Here is an 18,667-nt window from a genome sequence, read left to right on the forward strand (position 1 = left end):
CCGGGCACCGTCGTGCACCAGGGCGAAGACCTCGGACGGTGGGTGCGGGGGGTCCGGCTCGGCTGGGACAAGCTCACCACCGTGCAGCAGTGGATGTGCGAGCACATCCTCGGCATCGAGGCCGCCCCTGACGACGAGAAGCCGAAGTCGCGCACCTCGCAGGCCGACAAGTGGGCCCTCAACTACGCCGCCGCCAAGCAGTACTACGAACGCGAAGGGCACCTGCGCGTACCCCCGCAAACACATCGAACAGATCGTCATCCCACGGCGACAGGAACAACGGCAACGACGAGGACCAGGAGCAGCGCCAGCTCCGACTCGGCGCATGGGTCGGGAATCAGAGATCCAGAGCCGCGACGCTGTCGCCGGACCGGATCGAACAGCTGTCCGCCATCGGCATGCGCTGGACATGATTCTGTCCCTTTGCTGGCGATGCCATGTTCGCTCACCGAAAGTTTTTCGGCACGGATCATCCTGCGGAGGATGGTGCGGGCGGCGGTCAGGTCGTCTTCGAGGGCGGTGATGCGAGATCTACAGGTCGAACTCGAGGTGCTCGATGTCGGTGAACCGGACCTCCTCCAGCTGTCCGGCGCGGCGGCCGTTGTCCTGGAAGTACACCTCCTTGAGCGCTTCGGCGGCGATCTGCTGAAGCTGCTGGTCGCTGGCGCCGGCTTCCTGGGCGTCGAAGAGGCGGGCGGCGTACTGCGGCGGCAGCGCCACGGTCAGATGCCGGAGGCGGTCCTGGTCCGTCGAGCCGATGGGCGCGGTGTAGCCGAGGCGGGCGCGGGTGTCGATGACGATGCCGCCGGTCGTCGCCGCCCGCTGCTTGGCCTTGGCGCGGATTTGCGGCTGCCAGCGGGCCTTCACCTCGCGCTCCAGGCGGGCGGCGAGGTCGGGGCGAGGCTTTTTGATCTGGTCCTTCACGTACCGCTCGACGGTGCGCTGGGAGATGCGCAGCATCTGGGCGACCGCTTGGTGCTCTTGAGCTGCTTGACCAGGTACCGCATCTGCGCGGGTGCGCTCTTGGGCGCTGGGCGGGTGAACGCCTTGTGCACCGCGGCTTCCAGGCCGTCCGAACAGGCTCATCGTCGCCCTCTCCTATTCTCCGTTGTCGACGTCGGTGACGGTGCCGTCCTTGATGTACCGGGCGAGGTTGAGTTCGGGGGCGTTGAACCGCTCGCGGACCTCCTCGCCCCACAGGACGCTCTGAGTGCCCTCCCACTTGACCAGCCCGGGTTGATGCCGAGCTTGAACCCGCCTGGCAGCGGCTTGCCCTCCCGGTAGGGCAGGAAGTCCAGCGGCGACGGCCCGTTGGCCGCGTAGACGACGCAGTCGGACAGGATCGCGACCGGGTACTGCCCGGTGGACGCCGCGTGCTTGACGATCTTGCGGTGCAGGTTGATCCGGGTGCGGGAGATGACCGCCGCGCGGATGTCCGGCCGCCATGTCGGACGGGACAGCGCCCGCCACGGCTGCCCGGGCTTCCAGCCCTCACCGCGCGGGCGCTCGCGCAGCTTGCCCAGGCCGCCCTTCACCGTCGCCTTGACCGCCGAGACGACGATCGCCAGCTCCGGGGCACGCTCCTTGTAGCCGTCCATCGCCGCCAGGAAGTCGGCCGGCTCCATGTCGGCGTGCACACCGAGGTCGGCCATCGTGGCGAGATAGGCGTCGCGCAGCCGGTTGTACCAGCCGTCCAGGTAGCGGCCGTTGTCGTACCGGACGTACGCCTCGATCGGGCGCACCTCGTAGCCGAGCTCCACCGCGTACGCGACGGTGGGCGTGGCGTACCAGGCCGGGCCCTCGGGTCGCTCGCCCTTCGGCGTGAACGGGCTGGGTAGCAGACTGGCGTCCAGGTCCGCCCATTTGTCCTTGCCGACCTTCACCCGGGACAGGTCGACGTGGGACAGGTCGACCAGCCACGAGCCGGGCAGCTTCGGGTCGAACACCGGCGCCTTGACGTGCGTCGGCGCACCGAGGCCGACGATCAGGCCGTTGGCGCCCGCCGCGAAGGCCACGTTCACGTCGATGCCGACCAGGTGCAGGAGGGTGCACTCAGCATCCGTCATCGGCCGCGCCCAGTCGTACGCCTCCTCGAACAGCTTCTCCGCAGGTCCCCGCACGTGGAACCGCGGCAGATCTTTGAGCAGCGGGTGCCCGTCGGGGGCCTCGCACGGCGCGCAGTCCACCGGGTCCTTGCCCAGCGAGCCGGGGTTGTGCTCGGAGTGCCGCTTACCCGTCGCGTCGGGCTCGGAGGCGCGGGTCGGCGGGTGCAGCGCCGTCATCAGCTCCAGGCCGGTCACGGCCGTTGAGCCGCGCGGCGTCATCACCCTCGATGCGTACATGCCCAGGACGCGGGCGAGTTCGGCTGGCGGGAGCTGTGCGGCGTGGCCCCAGTGCCGGGTGTCCAGCGCGTTCCACGACGGGATGCACAACTGCACACAGGCCCGCTCCGAACCGTGGGCCGGGCGGTAGATCCTCGCCCACGGCCCGAACCCGCGCTTCGTGAGCCTCCAGTCGGCGCGGGTCAGTTGCTTGATGACCTTGTGGGCCTCGGGAATCCGCCCGGCATGCCGCTCCTCTTCGGTGAGGGCGACGGGGAGGCCGTAGCGCTCGAGGGCGGCCTCGGTGAGCACGAGCAGCGGGTCGGCGTCCTTGCCCGGCCCGGACAACTTCGGCGCCCCGAGCCTGGCTTCCTTGAGCGTCCACTCCACCAGGGAGGGGATGCCCTTGGCGGGCACGTCCAAGACCAGGCCGCCGACGCAGTACGCGTATGCCTGGCCGTCGGCGTCGACGTCGACGACCGCCAGCGGCCCGTTCTCAAACCGCGAGTCGCTCTCTCTCGCCGGGGTCGCGGCCGGGGCCGCCTTCCTCGCGGCCGGGCGTCGCGACGCGGACGACGTCGTCCTGGTGGTGCGCGCCGGACGCGATGTCGCAGCCGGAGGCACGGCGTTGTCGGCGGAGCGGGTCCGGGTCGTCTGCCCGGTCGTCATGGCCGCAGCCTCGGGCGCCGCGTCTGTGGGCACAGGCTGCGCCTGCGGAGCCGGGGCGGGCGCGCTCACAAACGTCTCGGGAACGGCCGTGTCCTTCGCGGGCGCCGCAGGGTTGGGGTCAGCGGGGTAGAGCTCCGCGAGCTTGCCGAGCAGTCGCGCGTACGCCTCGCGTTCCGGCGGGCGGGGCTCGGTCTTACCGGCCTCCCAGCCACTGACGGTTGCCCGTCGAACGTCCAGGGCTGAGGCCACTTCGTCCAGCGTCAGACCGTGTGCCTGGCGCAGCCGCTTACGTTCCGCCGGCGGCGGCAGCACAGACCGGGACGCAACCAGCGCATCGACCGCGTCGAACAACTCGGACATGGAACACCTCCGAGCAACACCCTAGCCCATGACCGTACAGATACCGTACGTTTGGCGTGCGAAGCACGTACCCATCGCGTACGAAGTGCGTTTGAGGTAGACGCCGATGCTGGAGTCCTGCCCTGCGCCCCCCGTCCTCGCGCGGCGGGGTCCGTGCGCCGCAGCCGATGGGGGGACTAGCAGAGACAGCTCCGTGCGAAAGCGCCCGCCGAGACGGCGAACACGAGACCGTGGTGGAGTGACCCCTCACTCCCGCCGCCTACTGCGGCCCGCTCCCCTACGGGGGAGAGACGACCTCGTCGCTGATCTGCCGCATCGCGAGCCGCTACGGGATGGAAGCGAAGGTGCTGCGGGCATGCTGGAAGTGGCGCAACTACCCGCCTGGGCACGAGGGCGGAGGCGCACGGGCCGACGCCGAGGTGCTGCTGAACGCAGCCGGACGCCAGCTCCTGGCAGGCATATGCGGCGTCGAGGAAGACGTGCTGGCACGGGCGTTGCCGTCCTGGGAAGAAGGGGACACCAAGCTGCGCGCCGAGGATGGCGATCCGGTGGGGCTGTGGCGGATCGGTGGCGCGGTGGCCGGGCCGGTGGCGTTTGGCTGCCGGCTGTGTACGGCCCGGCGTACGGGGACGGCTCTGCGGGCGGTGCGGTACGCGCCGCGGTGGGAGCGGGCGTGTGTTCGGCATGGGCGGTGGCAGCTGGACGCGGACGCCAACCAGCCTCTTGAGCACCTCGATCTGCGTGGTCTGCCGGAGGTTGTGGCGGCGCAGCGGCGGTGGGCCGGTGTGGCGCGGCGGGCGGTGCGGGCCGGTGCGGAGTCGGAGCGGGTGTTCTCGCTGGCGCAGGCGGTGGTGGCCCGGTGGTGGGAGCAGGCCCTGCAGTGGGAGCGGGAGACGATCTGGCCGCGGCGCCTGCACCAGGTCGCGGGCGGGGATGCAGGCGGTGCTCTGGAGCGGTGGCGGATCGTGGGGCGGGACGCGGTCGTCTTCCCGGAGGTGGTGGCGGTGGCCGACGCTTTGCTGGACCCGGCCATGGCCGAGCTGGTGTGGGCTGACAGCGGTGCCGGGCGGCCGCGGGCGCTGCCCGCCGAGGGGATGTTCTGCCGCAGGCTCGGTGAGCGGCTGGGGCGGGGGTGGCTGGGGCCGCTGGCCGCGACGGACCACGGCGGGCCGCTCATCGCGTGGATGGGCAGCGTGATCCGCCTTCGCCGCGGCGCCGGCGGGCCGCCCGGGTACGACAACGACCCGTGGTGGCTGCGGCAGGAACACCAGAGCGCGACCATGGCCGGGCAGCTGCGGGTGCTGGGCAAGGAGAAGAAGGCGCCCGGTTCGGGGACGATGTGGCGGGCTGCGGTGCCCGCCGAGCAGCGCAGGCTGATCACCAGCGCTATCGACAGCGCCGAGGAGCAGCTGCTGCAGCTGCGCGGGGTACAGACCGGTCCGACCGCCGAGGTCGCCCGGCGGCTGCTGCGCGGGCTCGGTCACAGTGCCGGCCTGATCGAGAACGCCTGGAAACGGACCGCCCTGGCGGCGGTGAACGGCGGGGTGCCGCTTGAGGAGGTGGCCCGGTGGGTTGACGTGCCCGTTGAGGTGCTCAGGCAGATGCTGACGGCGGGCAGGCAGGAGACCGGCGGCTGAGAGCGATGCGTCGACGGGCAGGTCGGCTGTTAGCTGATACGGCACTCGTTCGTGGCAGAAATACTGAAAACGGGAGCCTGTGCCGGCGGGAGCGGCTTGGCTGGCGCGGGTGACCAGCACAGGAGCGGCCCGGCCCCGGAGCCGGGCAGGGCGGGCAGACGTGGACCAGGGCAGCGGGTTCGAGGCGGTGTTCCTTGACCCAGTGGGGCAGGCGGTCCAGCAGCGGTGGGCGGATGCCGCCATGACCGTGGCGTTCGAGGAACTGCCGCCGGTATCGGCGTTCCCGGTGGTCCCGGGACGCCGCTGGGGGCCGGGACTTTGGTGGTCGGCGACCACCGGGCGGCACGTAGCCGCCGGGTCCAACGCGATGCGCGCCCAGCTGATGGTCCTGGACCGCGACCCGGACGTGACCGGCCTGGCGGGGCGGCCGGTGCGGCTGCTGTGGCGTAATCCCCGCGGGCAGGTGCGCTCCTGGGTGCCGCAGCTCTTCGCCCGTCGTACCGACGGCACCGCGCTGCTCGCCGACTGTCCCAGCCACGCGGGCGCCGACGGCGAACGCGCCCGGGGCGCCGCCAAGGCCGTCGCGGAAGCGTGCGCGCACATCGGCTGGAGCTACCGGCGCCTGACACCGCTCGACGACGTACTGGCCGCCAACCTGAAATGGCTGGCCGGCTACCGCCATCCCCGCAACGCCGGCCAGCCCGGCCTGATGCCCGCTGTCTTGGAGGCGTTCACGCGGCCGCGGCCGCTGATCGAAGGCGCCAGCGCGGCCGGCGACCCCATCAAGGTCCTGCCCGCCGTCTTTCACGCCCTGTGGCACGGACAGCTGACGGCCGGCCTGGACACGCCGCTGCACGAACGCGTCCCCGTCGGCCCGCGGGACTGGAGCGGCCCCCAGACCGGAGATGCCGGGTGAGCGCGCGGCGCCATGCCCGGCCGGCCGTGAAGGTCGGTGCTCACATCCGCTTCCGTGGCACGAAGTGGCAAGTGGTCGCCCTGTCGGGACAGGACATCCACCTCGTCGGCCCGGACGGCGGCGGCCAGGCCGTGCTCGCCGGGCACCTGTTCGCCGACCCCGGCTTCACCGTCGTCGGGGCCGATGCGCCTCAGGCGGCACCGCAGTGGGGGCTGTTCGAGACCGCCCCCTGCCGCGGCGCGTGAGAAGGCGCTGGCCTGGCAACGACACGTCAGGAAAGTCGAATGCGGCCTGCCTGGCGGGCCCGGCAGCGAAGGAGCAGTGCGCGAGCAGTACGACCCCGAGCGGTACACGCTGGCCGAACGGGAGCAGGCCAAGGCCCAGGAGCTGACCGCGCTCGGATTCGGCCGGGTCTCGCGCACCACGGTGCAGCGCATGCGGCTCGCCTACCGCAAGCAAGGCCTGTGGGGGCTGCTCGACCACCGCACCACCCGCGCCTCCAGCCCCACCGGCCGGGCCGACGAGCGGGTCGTCGCCGCCGTCCGCGAAGCGCTGCGCCGCCGCCGCGGCCGCTCCAAGGGCACCATCAACGGCCTGTTCCCGCTGATCAACCAGATCCTCGAGGACCGGCACGGCCCCGGCACGGTGCCCGCGCCGTCCCAGGCCAAGCTGTACCGGCTCGTCACCAATCTCGCCCGGCCCGGCGAACTGCCCTCCGGACCCGTCCGGCACGTACCGGCGAGCGTCGACGGGCGGGCGTTCACCCCGGCTACGGCACTGCGGCCCGGCGAGCAGGTCCAGGTCGACACCACCCGCCTGGACGTCCTGGCCCTCTTCGACGACGGGCATCTGGCCCGGCCCGAACTGACCATTGCCGTCGACGTCGCCACCCGTGCCATCCTCGCCGCCGTGCTGTGCCCGAGTGCGACCAAGGCCGTGGACGCCGCCCTGCTGCTGGCGGAGATGGCCGTCCCGCACCCCGCCCGCCCCACTTGGCCGGACATCCTGCGCATGGACCACGCCCCCGCACTCCCCCACCAGCGGCTGGCCGCGCTGGATGCGCGACTGGCCGCCGCGGCGGCCCGGCCCTTCGTCCTGCCCGAGACGATCGTCGTCGACCGCGGCGAAGTTTTCGTCTCCGCCGCGTTCACCGCCGCCTGCGAACACCTCGGCATCAGCGTCCAGCCCGCCCCGCCGCGCGCTCCCACCGCCAAAGGCATCGTCGAGCGGACGTTCGGCACCATCAACGCCCTGTTCTGCCAGCACCTGCCCGGCTACACCGGATCCGACGTCACCCGCCGCGGCCCCGACACCGAGAAAGACACCTGCTACAGCGTCCCCCAGCTCCAGGACCTGCTCGACGAATGGCTGGTGCACTACCACCACCGGCCCCACGAAGGCCTGCGCCAACCGATGATGCCGAAAAAGGCCCTCACCCCCAACCAGATGTGGGCCGCGCTGGTCGCCGTCGCCGGGTACGTGCCCGTCCCGCTCACCGGCAGCGACTACCTCGAGCTGCTGCCCGTGCGCTGGCAGGCCATCACCCCCGCCGGCATCACCATCCACCACCGCACCTACGACCACGATCTCCTCGCCCCCTACCGCGGCCAGGCCTCCCCCGTTGCCGGCCGGGGCAGGAAATGGGAAATCCACTACAACCCCCACGACGTCCGCCAGATCTGGATCCGCCTGCCCGACGGCGAGCTCACCGAAATCCCCTGGATCCACCGCGACCACGTCCACCAGCCGTTCAACGACCACACCTGGCAGCACATCCGCACCCACGCCCACCACAACAACCACGACGACAGCCAGCAGCATGAAGCCGGCCTCGCCGACGCCCTCGACCAGCTCATGCGCCGCGTCCACAGCGGCCACGCCACCACCACCGAACAAGCCCTCCTCGCCCGCGCCACCACACTGCCCATTGCCGCCGCACGGCACCCGCAATACGCCACCGGCCCCATAACCGGCGAGCCGGCGCAGCACGGAGAGTCGGCGCAGCACGGCGAGGACGACAGCACCGACGACCTCGACGACCTCCCCGAGGACGACACCCGCCCCGCCGCGGCCGAAGGATTCGGGCTCTACGACGCACACGAGGAAGCCGACAAGTGGTGAACACCCGCCCCCACCCCGCAGCGCAGTACCCGAGCAGCGCACCCGCCGACGCGGGCAGCGAGGGTACGGCCGAGCCGTCCTGGCCCCTGACCACCTGGCGGGGCTGGCACCGCTTCGCCACCACCAACCCGCCCGCCCCGCCCCAGCCCGACGACCCGCCCCGCAGCCTTGAGGAACGCCTCGCCTACCACTCCGCGTTCGTCACCATCCGCACCCCGCCATCAGCCAGCTCGCCACCCAGGTCCGCACCCTGATGATCCTCGGCCGCCACCAGCAGACCACCGCACGGCCCTCCCTCATCGTCACCGGACCCGCCGCAGCCGGGAAAACCACCGCCCTGCTCAACGTCGGCCGCGCCTGCCACCTCGCCCACACCCGCAAAAACCCCGCACCGCCCGGATCAGCCCACGCCGCGGCCCCCGTGGCGTACGTCCTGGTCCCTCCCGGCGCCACCGCGAAAACCCTCATCACCGAATTCGCCCGCTACCTCGGCATCCCCGTCACCACCCGCATGACCCAGACCCAGATCACCGACGCCGTCAGCCACACCTACACCACCGCGGGCGTCCAACTCGTCCTCATCGACGAAATCCACCGCCTCAACCCCCGCACCACCACCGGCGCCCAAACCGCCGACCTGATCAAAGACCTCACCGAACGCCTCCCCGCCACCTTCGTCTACGCCGGCATCAACGTCACCGACACCCCCCTGTTCAGCGGGACGCGCGGCGCTCAGCTCGCCGGACGGGCCACGCTCATCACCTGCGGCCCCCTCCCCGCCCGCCACGGCACCCGCCAACCCTTCCGCGACGTCATCACCGACATCGAAAACGCCCTCGACCTCCACCACCACAAACCCGGCACCCTCCTCCGGCACGCCCCCTACCTCCACCAGCGCACCGCCGGCCGCATCGGATCCCTCACCCGCCTCATCCGCCAAGCAGCCATCACCGCCATCTGCGACGGCACCGAACGCATCACCAAAACCACCCTCGACGCGCTACAACTCGACCACCTCGCCGAACAACACAACCGCCCCACCCGCAACCGCTAACCCCGACCCACCAACCAGGCAAAACAGCGCTGACCAGCACAAACACCAACCGAGTCTTTACACGCTAGAACTACCTACAAACCAACCGAGCCACCCCCCACACACACAACACATAAGCCCAGCTCACACACCCCGCCCACCCCGCCCCAACCACCCACCCCGCCTCTCAACAAACCCACAACACCCCAGGCCAACAAACACCCGACCCACCAACAAACCCCCCTCCGAGCGTTAGCGGAGAAGCTGCCCGAGACGGCAGCCGAGCTGTACATGAACGACGCCTCCGACGACGACCTGGCCGCCGCCGACAAGCTGCCTAAGTCCTCGATCGACGCGAAGTTCTACGAACTCGAGGCCAGCCGCCACGTACCCCCGGACCGGGTGTGGTCGGCATGGCTGTGCGGCGACCACCTCGTGGCCGAGCGGCGCGAGGTCCTGCGCCAGTTCGCCAACGGCATCGACACGGCCGGCCGCCGAGTCCACCGCGCCTTCCTCGCCAGCGTTCGCGTCCTCGGGGAAGGGGTCGACATCACCGGCGAGCGGGGTGTGGAGGCCGTCTGCTTCGCGGACACCCGCGGCTCGCAGGTGGAGATCGTGCAGAACATCGGCCGCGCGCTCCGGCTCAACAAGGACGGGTCCACGAAGGTGGCCAGGATCATCGTGCCGGTGTTCCTGGAGCCCGGCGAGGACCCGGCGGACATGGTCGCCAGCGTCTCGTTCCGCCCCCTTGTCGCCGTCCTTCAGGGCCTGCGTTCGCATGGCGAACGTCTGGTCGAGCAGCTCGCCTCCAGGGCGCTCACGAGCGGCAAGCGCAAGGTCCACGTCCGTCGAGACGAGGACGGGCAGATCGTCGGGGTTGGCGGCCAGGACGACGGCGAGGACCAGGAGGACGACACGCAGGCCGCCGCCGAAGCGGCCCTGCTGCACTTCTCCAGCCCGCGCGACGCGGCGACCATCGCGGCGTTCCTGCGCACACGGGTCTACCGGCCGGAGTCGCTGGTGTGGCTGGAGGGCTACCAGGCCCTGCTCCGCTGGCGGAAGGAGAACGAGATCACCGGCCTCTACGCCGTTCCCTACGACGTCGAGGTCGAAGTAGGGGTCACGAAGGATTTCCCACTCGGGCGCTGGGTCCACCAGCAGAGGAAGGCGCTGCGGGCCGGAGAGCTGGAGGAGCGGCGCAAGACCCTGCTGGACTTGCCGGAAGCCGGGATGGTGTGGGAGCCGGGCGAGGAGGCATGGGAGAACAAGCTCGCCGCGCTCCGGTCCTACCGGCGGGCCATGGGGCACCTCGCTCCGCGTCAGGACGCGGTGTGGGGCGAGGGCGAGGCGATGGTGCCGGTTGGCCAGCACATGGCCAACCTGCGCCGGAAGGGTGGCCTGGGCAAGGACCCGGAGCGGGCGGCACAGCGCGCGAAGCAGCTGGCCGCGATCGACCCGGACTGGAACTGCCCCTGGCCACTGGACTGGCAACGCCACTACCGCCACCTCGCCGACCTCGCCGAGGACGAGCCGGGTGGGGTGCTGCCCGACATCCAGCCCGGCGTGCTCATGGACGGCGACGACATCGGACGGTGGCTGGAGCGGCAACGCGAGGCCAGCACCTGGAAGCTGCTGTCCAACGAGCAGCAGGAACGGCTGTCCCAGCTGGGCTTGAAGCCCGTCCAGCCGCCGTCTCCAGCCCCGTCTGTCACCCGCACGACGAAGCCGGGCAAGGCGCAGCAGGCCTTCCAGCTCGGACTTGCCGCCCTCGCGCAATGGGTTGAACGGGAAGGCGCCCACCGGCCCGTGCCGAGGGGCCACAGTGAACAGATCGCGGTCGGCGGCGAGGCCGAGCCGGTGGTCATCAAGTTGGGCGTATGGGTATCGAACACCCGCGCAAGGCGGGACAAGCTCACCGCGGAGCAGCGCGCCGCACTGCGGAAGCTGGGCATGCAGTGGGCGTAACGGTGCCGACGGTGGGGCAGGACCGGAGGTGGGCGTGCTGTTGGCCCAGGAGGCAATGGGGTTGTGTGCTGGATCCGTTCCGCCGGCAACTTTTGGCGGGGGATACGCCGTGTGCCCGGCTGGTTACCGTTCGGCTTGCAGCCCCGGGAACAGGGTGCGAGTGCGGTGGAGGTCGGGAGCAATGAAGACCCCGTCGGCCGTGACGAGGTTCGCGTCAGGGTCTGTCTGGGTGGTGATCGACCCGCTCACGAAGATCTTGCGGCCGTCCGTGCCGGTGACGCGGGCGAGGATCCGCAGAGGTGTCTCCAGTGGGACCGGGCGGTGGTAGCGCATCTGGAGGGAGACGGTCAGGCCGGGCGTTCCCGCTGCTGCGCAGACACGGCCCATGAGTTCGTCCAGGAGCATGGCGCTCATGCCGCCGTGGCCGTAGCCGGGCGGCCCTTCGTGGGCGATGCCGAGCGTGCAGTGACCCACCAGGCCGTCGGCGGTGGGCTTCACCTGTACGGGCGGGGCCAGCGGGCTCCCGGCCCCGGTCACAGGGCTGTAGATACGTGTCCCTGTGGGGAACTCGTCCACCTCGGGGATCTCCGCCCGCGACCGCCGTCGGCCCGTCAGCTGGCTGGTGACGGCACGGACGCCGTCCGCCACACGGTGGAGGGTGTCCGGGGAGGCGGCGGTGCGGACGGTGGCTTCCACCAGGGCGCGCAGTTCGTGGCCGAGGTGGGTGATCGCCGCCTTCTGGTCTTCCAGTTCCTCTTCCTCGGCTGTCGCTCGCGTGGGGTCGGTGGCAGTGCCAGTGGGCGGCGGGTCGGTGAGGGAAGTGTGCATCGGTTTTCTCGGTGGGGTGGGCTGGTGGGGTACGGGCCGGGTGGGGTCAGTCATCGGTCCGGACGAAGACCGGCTTCAGGTGCTTCTCCGGCAGCGCGGTCGGCAGGTCCTCCCAGTCGATGACGTGGGAGACGACCTTCTCGGGGGCGACCTTGCCGGAGGCGGCGAGTTCGAGGGCGTCGGGGATGTGGGCGCGTACGTTGTCGCGGGCGATGCGCAGGGTGACGCCGGTGAGGTACATGTCGAGCAGGGGCAGTTCACCGGGAAGGAAATGGTTGCCCGCCGACTCGCAGATCCCCTCCGGAGCCAGGGATTTGACGGCGAGGGCGAGCTGGTCGACGCGGCCGGTGGCCTCGACGGCGATGTCGTAGCCCTGGGAAATCGGATCCAGGGTCTCGGCGGTGGCGGCCCCGAACGCGCGGGCCAGGGCGCGGTGTTCGGGGTCGGGGTCGACGTAGAGCACGTCGGAGGCGCCGAGGGCGCGGGCGATGTCGCACACGTACAGGCCGATGCTGCCGCGGGCGACGACCAGGACGCGTGCTCCGGGGCGGGCCTTGAGGTGCGGGGCGACCAGGCGCCAGGCCAGGGACCAGTTGTCGCTGGCGGAGGCCATGGCGACCGGGTCGAGGCCGGCCGGTAGCGGGACGAGCATGGCGTCGGCGTAGGGCACGCGGACCAGGTCGGAGAAGAGCCCGCCCCAAGTGCCGCCGATCGGTGCGCCGTACATCGCCATGTAGGGGACGGCGGTGCAGTGCGCGGTCAGTCCGGCCCGGCATCGCTCGCAGGTGCCGCAGTTGATGGACCAGGGGACGACGACCAGGTCGCCGGCTGCGACGGTGGTGACGGCGTCGCCGGTCTCGACGACCCGGGCGACGCATTCGTGGCCGAGGGCGAACGGTGGGTCGATGAAGCCGTGACCGGCCAGGATGGAGGAGTCGACGTCGCAGGAGGTGGCGGCCACCGGGGCGACGATCGCCTGTCCATCGGACTGGAGTCGAGGGTCGGGTGCCTCGCGCCACTCGACGGTGCGCCTGGCGATGTAGGTCAGTTCACGCATCGGTGCTCTGTCCCTTCGCCAGTGCCACCAGGTCGGCGTAGCGGATGACGGAGCCGCCCGCACCCCAGGTGCCGTCGGGCTGCTCGTGCACAAGCACCCACACCCGCGGGGCGTCGTCCCGGCCGAGGCCGGCTGCGGCCAGGACGGTCTTCGTCGCCTCCTCGACCAGGCCCGCCTTGCGGCGCTCGGACAGGGCTCCTTGTGGGACGGTGACCTCCACCAAAAAGCGCGGCGCGTCGTCCTCGGCGGTGGTCTGGGCGCCTTCCTGCAGTTCGGTGAGGTAGCTCCACGCCTGGGCGCGGAAGAACGCCGTGTCGGGTGCGCCCTCCCAGCGCAGCAGCACCGCCGCGAGGTCATGCTGGATGCTCTGGCGGCCTTGTGCGGTCAGGGCGGCGGCCGGGGCGGTGAGCCGGATCATCGGCATGGCATACCTCGCTTTGTTTCGTTCGTCTTCTTGTCGTTCGACACAGGTCTATGACGGTCGTTATAAGTGTCGGTCACGCTAGACTATGACGGCTGTTATATCCAGTGGGGTCAGAAGGGATCATGTACGTGACCAAGCCCAGCCCGGCGGCGCGCGAGCGGATCGTGGCCGGCGCGGCCGACATGATCAGCCGGCGCGGTCTGAACGCGACGAGCATCCGCGAGATGGCCAAGCACGCCAGGGCGCCGCTCGGCTCGACGTACCACTACTTCCCCGAAGGCAAACAGCAGTTGGCCACCGAGGCCGTCCGCTACACGGGCGAGTGGGTCGCGCGCCGTCTGCGCAAGGAGCTGGAGGCGGGGCCGGTCGCCGGGTTGCGGGCGTTCCTCGGCCTGTGGCGCAAGATCGTCGTCGACAGTGACTTCCGGGCGGGCTGCCCGGTTCTCGCCGTCTCCATCGAGGAGCCGCCCACGGACGAGACGCCGGCCGCCCTGGTAGCCGCAGCCGACGTCTTCGACGCCTGGGAGAGCCTGCTGGCCGACTCGCTGCGCGAGCACGGCGCCGAGCGTGAGCAGGCGGCCCAGCTCGCCACCCTCGTCGTCGCGGCCGTCGAGGGGACCGTGGCCATGTGCCGCGCCAAGCGCAGCACTCAGCCCCTGGACCGCACCGCGGAGCAGTTGCAGGCCCTCGTCCTCGCCGCGATCAAGGGCTGACCGGGCAGGGGCAGGGCTCCGTGCACGCCTGGAACCGCCGCTGTCGACTTCAGGTGCCCAGCGCGGCACGGACGGCTTTGGCCCTCTCCTCCGTGAACACACCGCTCTCAAGGAGCGGGAGGACGGACAGCACGCCCCCGGACGAGCCCCAGCTGCCCTCGTCGATCACGCGGAAGTTGACCCACCACGTCGGTGACGGCTTCTCCAGTCCGCAGGACTCCGCCAGCGCGGCCAGGACGCGCTCGATGACCTGGCCTCGTACGTCCGGCTGCCAGGCGGCGTCCATGACCGCGATGTCGATCACCATCACGTCGAGTTCCTGGCCGGCGTCCGAAAGCAGCCGTCCGCCGATGGCCATCATGTCCAGCTCGCGCTCGCCGAAGTGCACCTGGAACCCGACGCGGGCGGCCGGAGCAGGCTGTCCCACCTCGGGCACCAGCACCGCGTCCGTCAGCGTCTCGGCCAGCTCACGGCGCTGCTCAAGGCCGAGGCGTCCCCTGGGGGCGTTCACGGTAATGATCGTCACGACATCCTCCTATGACAGGCGTTATAGAGTCCGAGGCTACACCCGTCTATAACGACTGTCATACTCGGAGTGCGGACACTCAGTCCGAGATCACGGCGGCGCGGTTGATCCACTCGCTGCCGTGTGCTGCCTGGTGCATGAAGGCGGCGACGTCCGCGCGGCTGATCGTCGGGTTGCCCTTCATCGGCAGCCGGCCGTCCGCCCTGTAGGTGCCCATGGCGGGGCCGTGGGTCAGCCTGGTGGGGTAGACCACGGTCCAGTCCAGCCCGCTGGAGCGGATGCTCTCGTCCGCGATCTCCTTGTCGGCGTAGATCGACCGCAGCAGCGTGCTGTAGATCAGCTTCTGTGTGGTGCTCGACCAGTGGAAGGTGTCGCCGACACCGAACGACGACAGCCACACCAGGCGGGAGACACCCACTTCCCCGGCTGCGCCGATCACGGCCGCCGAGGCGCGCGTGAAGAGGCCGTCGGCGCGCACCGAATTTCCCCTGGCGAGCGCGGAGACGAGCGCGTCGTGCCCGGCCGCGGCGGCGGCGAGGTCGCGGTGTGAGGTGGCGTCGCCGGTGACCGGCGTGACCCGCTCGGCCAGATCACCCAGGGCCGCCTGGTTGCGGACGAAGGCCGTGACCGAGTCACCGGATCGCACCGCCAGGTCGATGACATGACGACCGGTGGGACCGGTCGCGCCGAGGATCAGCAGCTTCATGGCAGGGGCTTCTTTCGTGTGCGATGTCAGGACAGGTCGGCGAGGTCGTCGTCGGTGAGGGTGATCACGGCGGCGGCCATGTTGTCCTCCAGGTGCGGGAGGGATCCCGTGCCCGGGATGGCCAGGGCCACCGGGGAGGAGGCCAGCAGCCGGGCGAGGCCGATCTGGGGGACGGTGGCGCGGTGCCGGGCCGCCACCTTCGCGAGACGCTCGTCGTCGAGTTCCCGACCGCCGCCGACAGGGAAGAAGGGCACGAAAGCGATGCCGGACTCCTGGCAGGCGGCCATGACGTCCGCGTCGTCAGACTGGGCGGCGTGGTTCTGTACGGCGGCGACAGGTGCGATGGCGCGGGCCTCCGCGAGATGGCCGGTGTCGACGTTGCTGAGGCCGAGGTGCCGGATCAGGCCCTCCTCGCGCAGCGCGGCGAGCGCCTCGAAGCGTTCGGCGAGCGACTCGCCGTGCGGGGGTGTCATCGCCCCGATGCGCAGATAGACGAGATCGAGCCGGTCCACGCCCAGGCCGGTGAGGTTGGCTTCGACAAGGCCGCGCATGTCGGCCGGGGTGCCCTGGTGGAGGCCGTCGGGACGGATGATCGGGCCCACCTTGGTCGCGATGACCAGGTTGGACGGGTAGGGGTACAGCGCCTCGCGAATCAGGCTGTTCGCACGCACCGCACCGTCGTGGCTGACGTAGAAGTCGGCGGTGTCGATGTGGTCGACCCCGAGTTCGACGGCACGCCGCAGCACGGCACGGCCGGCCTCGGGGTCGCGGGCGGGGCCGCCCATACCGTCCTTGGACGGCAGGCGCATGGCGCCGAATCCGAGCCGGTTGACGTCCAGGTCGCCGCCGAGGCGGAATCTGTTGCTCATGGGCTTGAGCCTGTACGGCCCGGCACCAGCCGACGAGAGCGTGGCATGTTGCTGCCACCCGCACAATGAACGCATGCCACAGGTCATGATGCTTCGCGGTGATGTTGAGCTCTGGACGCGGCTCAAGCCCTTGACGGAGTCCGACGACACGGAATGGGTCAACGTCGCCCGCGACCTCGACACCTGGCCCGGCGCGCGCGAGGCGGCGGCCGCCAACCCCATCACGATCCGTGGATAGTCCCCGCACCCACGGCGGCGAATCAGGCGCGGCCGCCCCAGTGAACAGCCGGGAACATGGTCACCATCACTGAGACCCTGCTGGACGACCTCGAGTTCGTCTGGGAGCCGCGCATCCGCCTCAACCGGTGAGCAGCCGGGGCGGCGACGGGGACGAACGTCGCGACCGGGATCGTGGCGGTGAGGTCGACAGGGGTGACGACGGTGGTGGTCCGGCAGCGCGCGGGACCGGGTCGGGCGCCCGGTCAGTCGAACAGCACGTCCAGGTTCCTCGTTAGAGCCTGGAGCTCGCCCCGCCGGTCATCCTGGGTCGCGGAGCCGACCGGGGCGTGGAGCACGTACCGCGACGGCGTCAGGTCGTACCCGTGGTGCCGTACGGCCTCCAGGCCGACGGAGGCACAGAAGCCGGGCTCGTCGCGGTACGCGGCCCGCTTTCCCCCTGCCGACAGTGTGCCCCGCCAGGCGTGGTAGGTCCCGGCGATCCTCGCGAGATCGGCCTCGGTGAGGACGCGTTCCGTCCGGCCGTGGAGCGTGCCCGCCTCGCGAGCGTCGACGAACAGGATCTGGCCTCGCCGGTCCACCGACCCCCGCGTGCCCTGCGGGCCCTTGTCCTTGGTCAGGATCCAGAGGCAGGCCGGGATCTGGGTTGTATGGAAGAGGCGAGGTGGAAGCGCGACCACACAGGCCACGACGTCGTCCTCCACCATCGCCCGGCGGATCCCGCACCCGCTCTTCGCGTACAGGGAGCCGTTGGCTAGGACGACGCTCGCAGTCCCATACGGTCCCAGCTTGGCCAGGGCGTGTTGCAGCCAGGCGTAGTTGGCGCCGTCACGCGGCGGGACGCCGTATCGCCATCTCGGGTCGGTTTCGTTGAGTGCCCGGTGCGACATGTTGAAGGGCGGGACGCTCAGCACGAAGTCGGCTTCCAGGCCGGGGTGCCGGTCGTCGGCGAGGGTGTCGCCCCAGCGGGCGCCCAGGTCTCCCTCGACTCCGTGTACGACGAGGTTCATCCTGGCGAGTCGCCAAGCCTGCTCGTTGATCTCCTGGCCGTAGACCACGAGGTCATCCAGGTGCGCTGTTCCCCGTCGGGTCTCGACGAACCGGGCCGCCTCCACGAGCATGCCTGCCGAGCCGCACGCCGGGTCGTACAGCCGACCCTCGTATGGCTCCAGGAGCTCCACGGCCAGCCGGGCCACCGACCGCGGCGTGAGGGACTCGCCGCCGCGTCGGCCCTCAGCGCGCGCGAAGCTGACAAGAAAGTACTCGTACACGTCGGCGAGTACGTCCCCCGTCGGCCGTCCCTGGGTCTCGGTGAAACGCGTCTCGTCCACCACTTGGACGAGTCCCGCCAGGCTCTTCGTGTCGACACCGTCGTGGAAGTTCCGAGGCAGGGCCCCCGCCAGGGACGTGTGCTCCCGCATGATCGCGGCCATCGCCCCGTCGAGAACCGCGACGAGGTGTCGGCTTTTGACGTGAGAGGTGATCCACGTCCAGCGGGCCGTCTCCGGAACCCACAGGACCCGGGCGCTCGCGTACGCGTCGGGGTCATCCAGGAACGCGTCGAAACGGTCCTCCGAGACCCCGTCCGCCTCAAGTTCGCGGGCCAGCTCCGCACGGCGCCGGTCGAATGCATCGGAGACGTACCGCAGGAAGAAGACCCCGAGGACGAGCTCCCGGTAGTCGGCGGCGTCGACGGAGCCCCGCAGCTTGTCGACTGCCTTCCAGAGCGCTTCCTGAAGCGTGCCAGCGCGGTCCGGGGTGTCGATCGGCTCCGCCTCTTTGTCAGGCGTCGAGTCTCGCGTTTCCACAGGAGTTGCCCCTCCCTCCGACCGTCGTAGCCCCGGTGGCCGCGGTCCCCCGCCGGTACGGCGGCCCGCCCGCCCGATTCTCCACGATCCGGCTTGGAGGTGCCCTGGGGTCGCTGTAACGTGGCCCGACAACAGGGTGCGGGACCCGGGGGCGGGGGAGACGAGATGCTGGCGATCAGTCTGGCCGAGGCCATCGACGACTTGCGGCAGGAGCTGTACGTGGCGCAGGACCTCGGGAAGGACCAGCAGTTCGCCTTCACCGTCGAGGAAGCGGAACTAGAGCTCCTGCTCGAACTGCGCGACAGCGGCAAAGCCGACGGCCGGCTGACCTTCGGCGTGGCCGTCGTCGGCGCGGGCGGCGAGCACGCGACCGTCCGGACCCACCGGCTGAAGCTCAAGCTGGCGATCCGGGACCGCGCCGCCGGAGGTACCAACCCCCAGATCAGCGACGACGAATCCGGGTCCTGGGACGATTGA

The 18,667-nt window shown here is 70.7% G+C and carries 15 protein-coding genes and 4 pseudogenes; 10 read left to right on the plus strand and 9 right to left on the minus strand.

Features of this window, described 5'->3' with window-relative positions:
* Nucleotides 1-170: 170 nt before the first annotated feature.
* Nucleotides 171-413, plus strand: a complete 243-nt coding sequence (locus BJ965_RS40030) for a helicase associated domain-containing protein (protein WP_313666661.1) — start codon at nucleotides 171-173, stop codon at nucleotides 411-413.
* Between the two features lie 118 nt (nucleotides 414-531).
* On the opposite strand, the pseudogene tpg reads toward BJ965_RS40030, so the two are convergent.
* Both tpg and tap read right to left on the minus strand, forming a co-directional pair.
* Nucleotides 532-1,086, minus strand: a pseudogene (gene tpg / locus BJ965_RS00010) (telomere-protecting terminal protein Tpg).
* Nucleotides 1,087-1,098: 12 nt separating this feature from the next.
* Nucleotides 1,099-3,350, minus strand: a pseudogene (tap, locus tag BJ965_RS00015) (telomere-associated protein Tap).
* A 332-nt stretch (nucleotides 3,351-3,682) separates the two neighbouring features.
* Here tap and BJ965_RS00020 point away from each other — a divergent pair.
* The 6 genes and pseudogenes from BJ965_RS00020 to BJ965_RS00040 form a co-directional block, all read left to right on the plus strand.
* On the plus strand, nucleotides 3,683-4,987 hold the full coding sequence (locus tag BJ965_RS00020) for a DNA-binding protein (protein WP_246545793.1): 1,305 nt from the start codon (nucleotides 3,683-3,685) through the stop codon (nucleotides 4,985-4,987).
* Nucleotides 4,988-5,147: 160 nt separating this feature from the next.
* The gene (locus BJ965_RS00025; protein ID WP_184906738.1) at nucleotides 5,148-5,903 is read left to right on the plus strand and encodes a TnsA-like heteromeric transposase endonuclease subunit; all 756 of its coding nucleotides are present in this window, start codon (nucleotides 5,148-5,150) and stop codon (nucleotides 5,901-5,903) included.
* Complete coding sequence (locus BJ965_RS40035; protein ID WP_313666662.1) at nucleotides 5,900-6,148, plus strand: hypothetical protein; 249 nt, start codon at nucleotides 5,900-5,902, stop codon at nucleotides 6,146-6,148. Before BJ965_RS00025 ends, BJ965_RS40035 begins: the two co-directional genes overlap by 4 nt.
* Before the next feature lie 76 nt (nucleotides 6,149-6,224).
* Nucleotides 6,225-8,024: a Mu transposase C-terminal domain-containing protein gene (locus BJ965_RS00030; RefSeq protein ID WP_313666663.1), complete on the plus strand. Its 1,800-nt coding sequence runs from the start codon at nucleotides 6,225-6,227 to the stop codon at nucleotides 8,022-8,024.
* Between the two features lie 86 nt (nucleotides 8,025-8,110).
* Nucleotides 8,111-9,078, plus strand: a pseudogene (locus BJ965_RS00035) (TniB family NTP-binding protein).
* Nucleotides 9,079-9,306: 228 nt separating this feature from the next.
* Nucleotides 9,307-11,022: pseudogene (locus BJ965_RS00040) on the plus strand (Helicase associated domain protein); the annotation flags it as partial.
* 123 nt (nucleotides 11,023-11,145) lie between these two features.
* Here the strand turns inward: BJ965_RS00040 and BJ965_RS00045 are convergent.
* Genes BJ965_RS00045 through BJ965_RS00055 form a run of 3 tightly spaced genes read right to left on the minus strand, consistent with a single transcriptional unit; the run spans nucleotide 11,146 to nucleotide 13,331 of the window.
* Nucleotides 11,146-11,850: a PaaI family thioesterase gene (locus BJ965_RS00045; protein WP_184906739.1), complete on the minus strand. Its 705-nt coding sequence runs from the start codon at nucleotides 11,848-11,850 to the stop codon at nucleotides 11,146-11,148.
* Between the two features lie 46 nt (nucleotides 11,851-11,896).
* Nucleotides 11,897-12,907, minus strand: coding sequence for a zinc-dependent alcohol dehydrogenase (locus tag BJ965_RS00050; RefSeq protein ID WP_184906740.1), 1,011 nt, complete (start codon nucleotides 12,905-12,907; stop codon nucleotides 11,897-11,899).
* Nucleotides 12,900-13,331 (minus strand): tautomerase family protein, encoded by a 432-nt coding sequence (locus BJ965_RS00055; protein ID WP_184906741.1) that lies wholly within the window; start codon nucleotides 13,329-13,331, stop codon nucleotides 12,900-12,902. The genes BJ965_RS00050 and BJ965_RS00055 overlap by 8 nt, the downstream gene beginning before the upstream one ends.
* A 122-nt stretch (nucleotides 13,332-13,453) precedes the next feature.
* Between BJ965_RS00055 and BJ965_RS00060 the strand changes: the two genes are divergently transcribed.
* The gene (locus BJ965_RS00060) at nucleotides 13,454-14,044 is read left to right on the plus strand and encodes a TetR/AcrR family transcriptional regulator (RefSeq protein ID WP_184906742.1); all 591 of its coding nucleotides are present in this window, start codon (nucleotides 13,454-13,456) and stop codon (nucleotides 14,042-14,044) included.
* A 49-nt stretch (nucleotides 14,045-14,093) separates the two neighbouring features.
* Here the strand turns inward: BJ965_RS00060 and BJ965_RS00065 are convergent, their stop codons facing one another.
* The 3 genes from BJ965_RS00065 to BJ965_RS00075 all read right to left on the minus strand — a co-directional run bounded on the left by BJ965_RS00065 (nucleotide 14,094) and on the right by BJ965_RS00075 (nucleotide 16,145).
* A complete protein-coding gene (locus BJ965_RS00065) occupies nucleotides 14,094-14,570 on the minus strand; it encodes a tautomerase family protein (protein WP_184906743.1) in 477 nt (158 codons plus the stop codon).
* A 79-nt stretch (nucleotides 14,571-14,649) separates the two neighbouring features.
* Nucleotides 14,650-15,276, minus strand: a complete 627-nt coding sequence (locus BJ965_RS00070; RefSeq protein ID WP_184906744.1) for an NAD(P)-dependent oxidoreductase — start codon at nucleotides 15,274-15,276, stop codon at nucleotides 14,650-14,652.
* 26 nt (nucleotides 15,277-15,302) lie between these two features.
* Nucleotides 15,303-16,145, minus strand: a complete 843-nt coding sequence (locus BJ965_RS00075; protein ID WP_184906745.1) for an aldo/keto reductase — start codon at nucleotides 16,143-16,145, stop codon at nucleotides 15,303-15,305.
* A gap of 73 nt (nucleotides 16,146-16,218) precedes the next feature.
* Here BJ965_RS00075 and BJ965_RS00080 point away from each other — a divergent pair, with 73 nt between their 5' ends.
* Nucleotides 16,219-16,383 (plus strand): hypothetical protein, encoded by a 165-nt coding sequence (locus BJ965_RS00080; protein ID WP_246545794.1) that lies wholly within the window; start codon nucleotides 16,219-16,221, stop codon nucleotides 16,381-16,383.
* 244 nt (nucleotides 16,384-16,627) lie between these two features.
* Here BJ965_RS00080 and BJ965_RS00085 read toward each other — a convergent pair whose 3' ends face one another.
* On the minus strand, nucleotides 16,628-18,190 hold the full coding sequence (locus BJ965_RS00085) for a type I restriction-modification system subunit M (protein WP_313666664.1): 1,563 nt from the start codon (nucleotides 18,188-18,190) through the stop codon (nucleotides 16,628-16,630).
* A 165-nt stretch (nucleotides 18,191-18,355) separates the two neighbouring features.
* On the opposite strand from BJ965_RS00085, the gene BJ965_RS00090 reads away from it, so the two are divergent.
* A complete protein-coding gene (locus BJ965_RS00090; RefSeq protein ID WP_184906746.1) occupies nucleotides 18,356-18,667 on the plus strand; it encodes a trypco2 family protein in 312 nt (103 codons plus the stop codon).

The sequence above is a fragment of the Streptomyces luteogriseus genome, from assembly GCF_014205055.1.
Classification (GTDB): domain Bacteria; phylum Actinomycetota; class Actinomycetes; order Streptomycetales; family Streptomycetaceae; genus Streptomyces; species Streptomyces luteogriseus.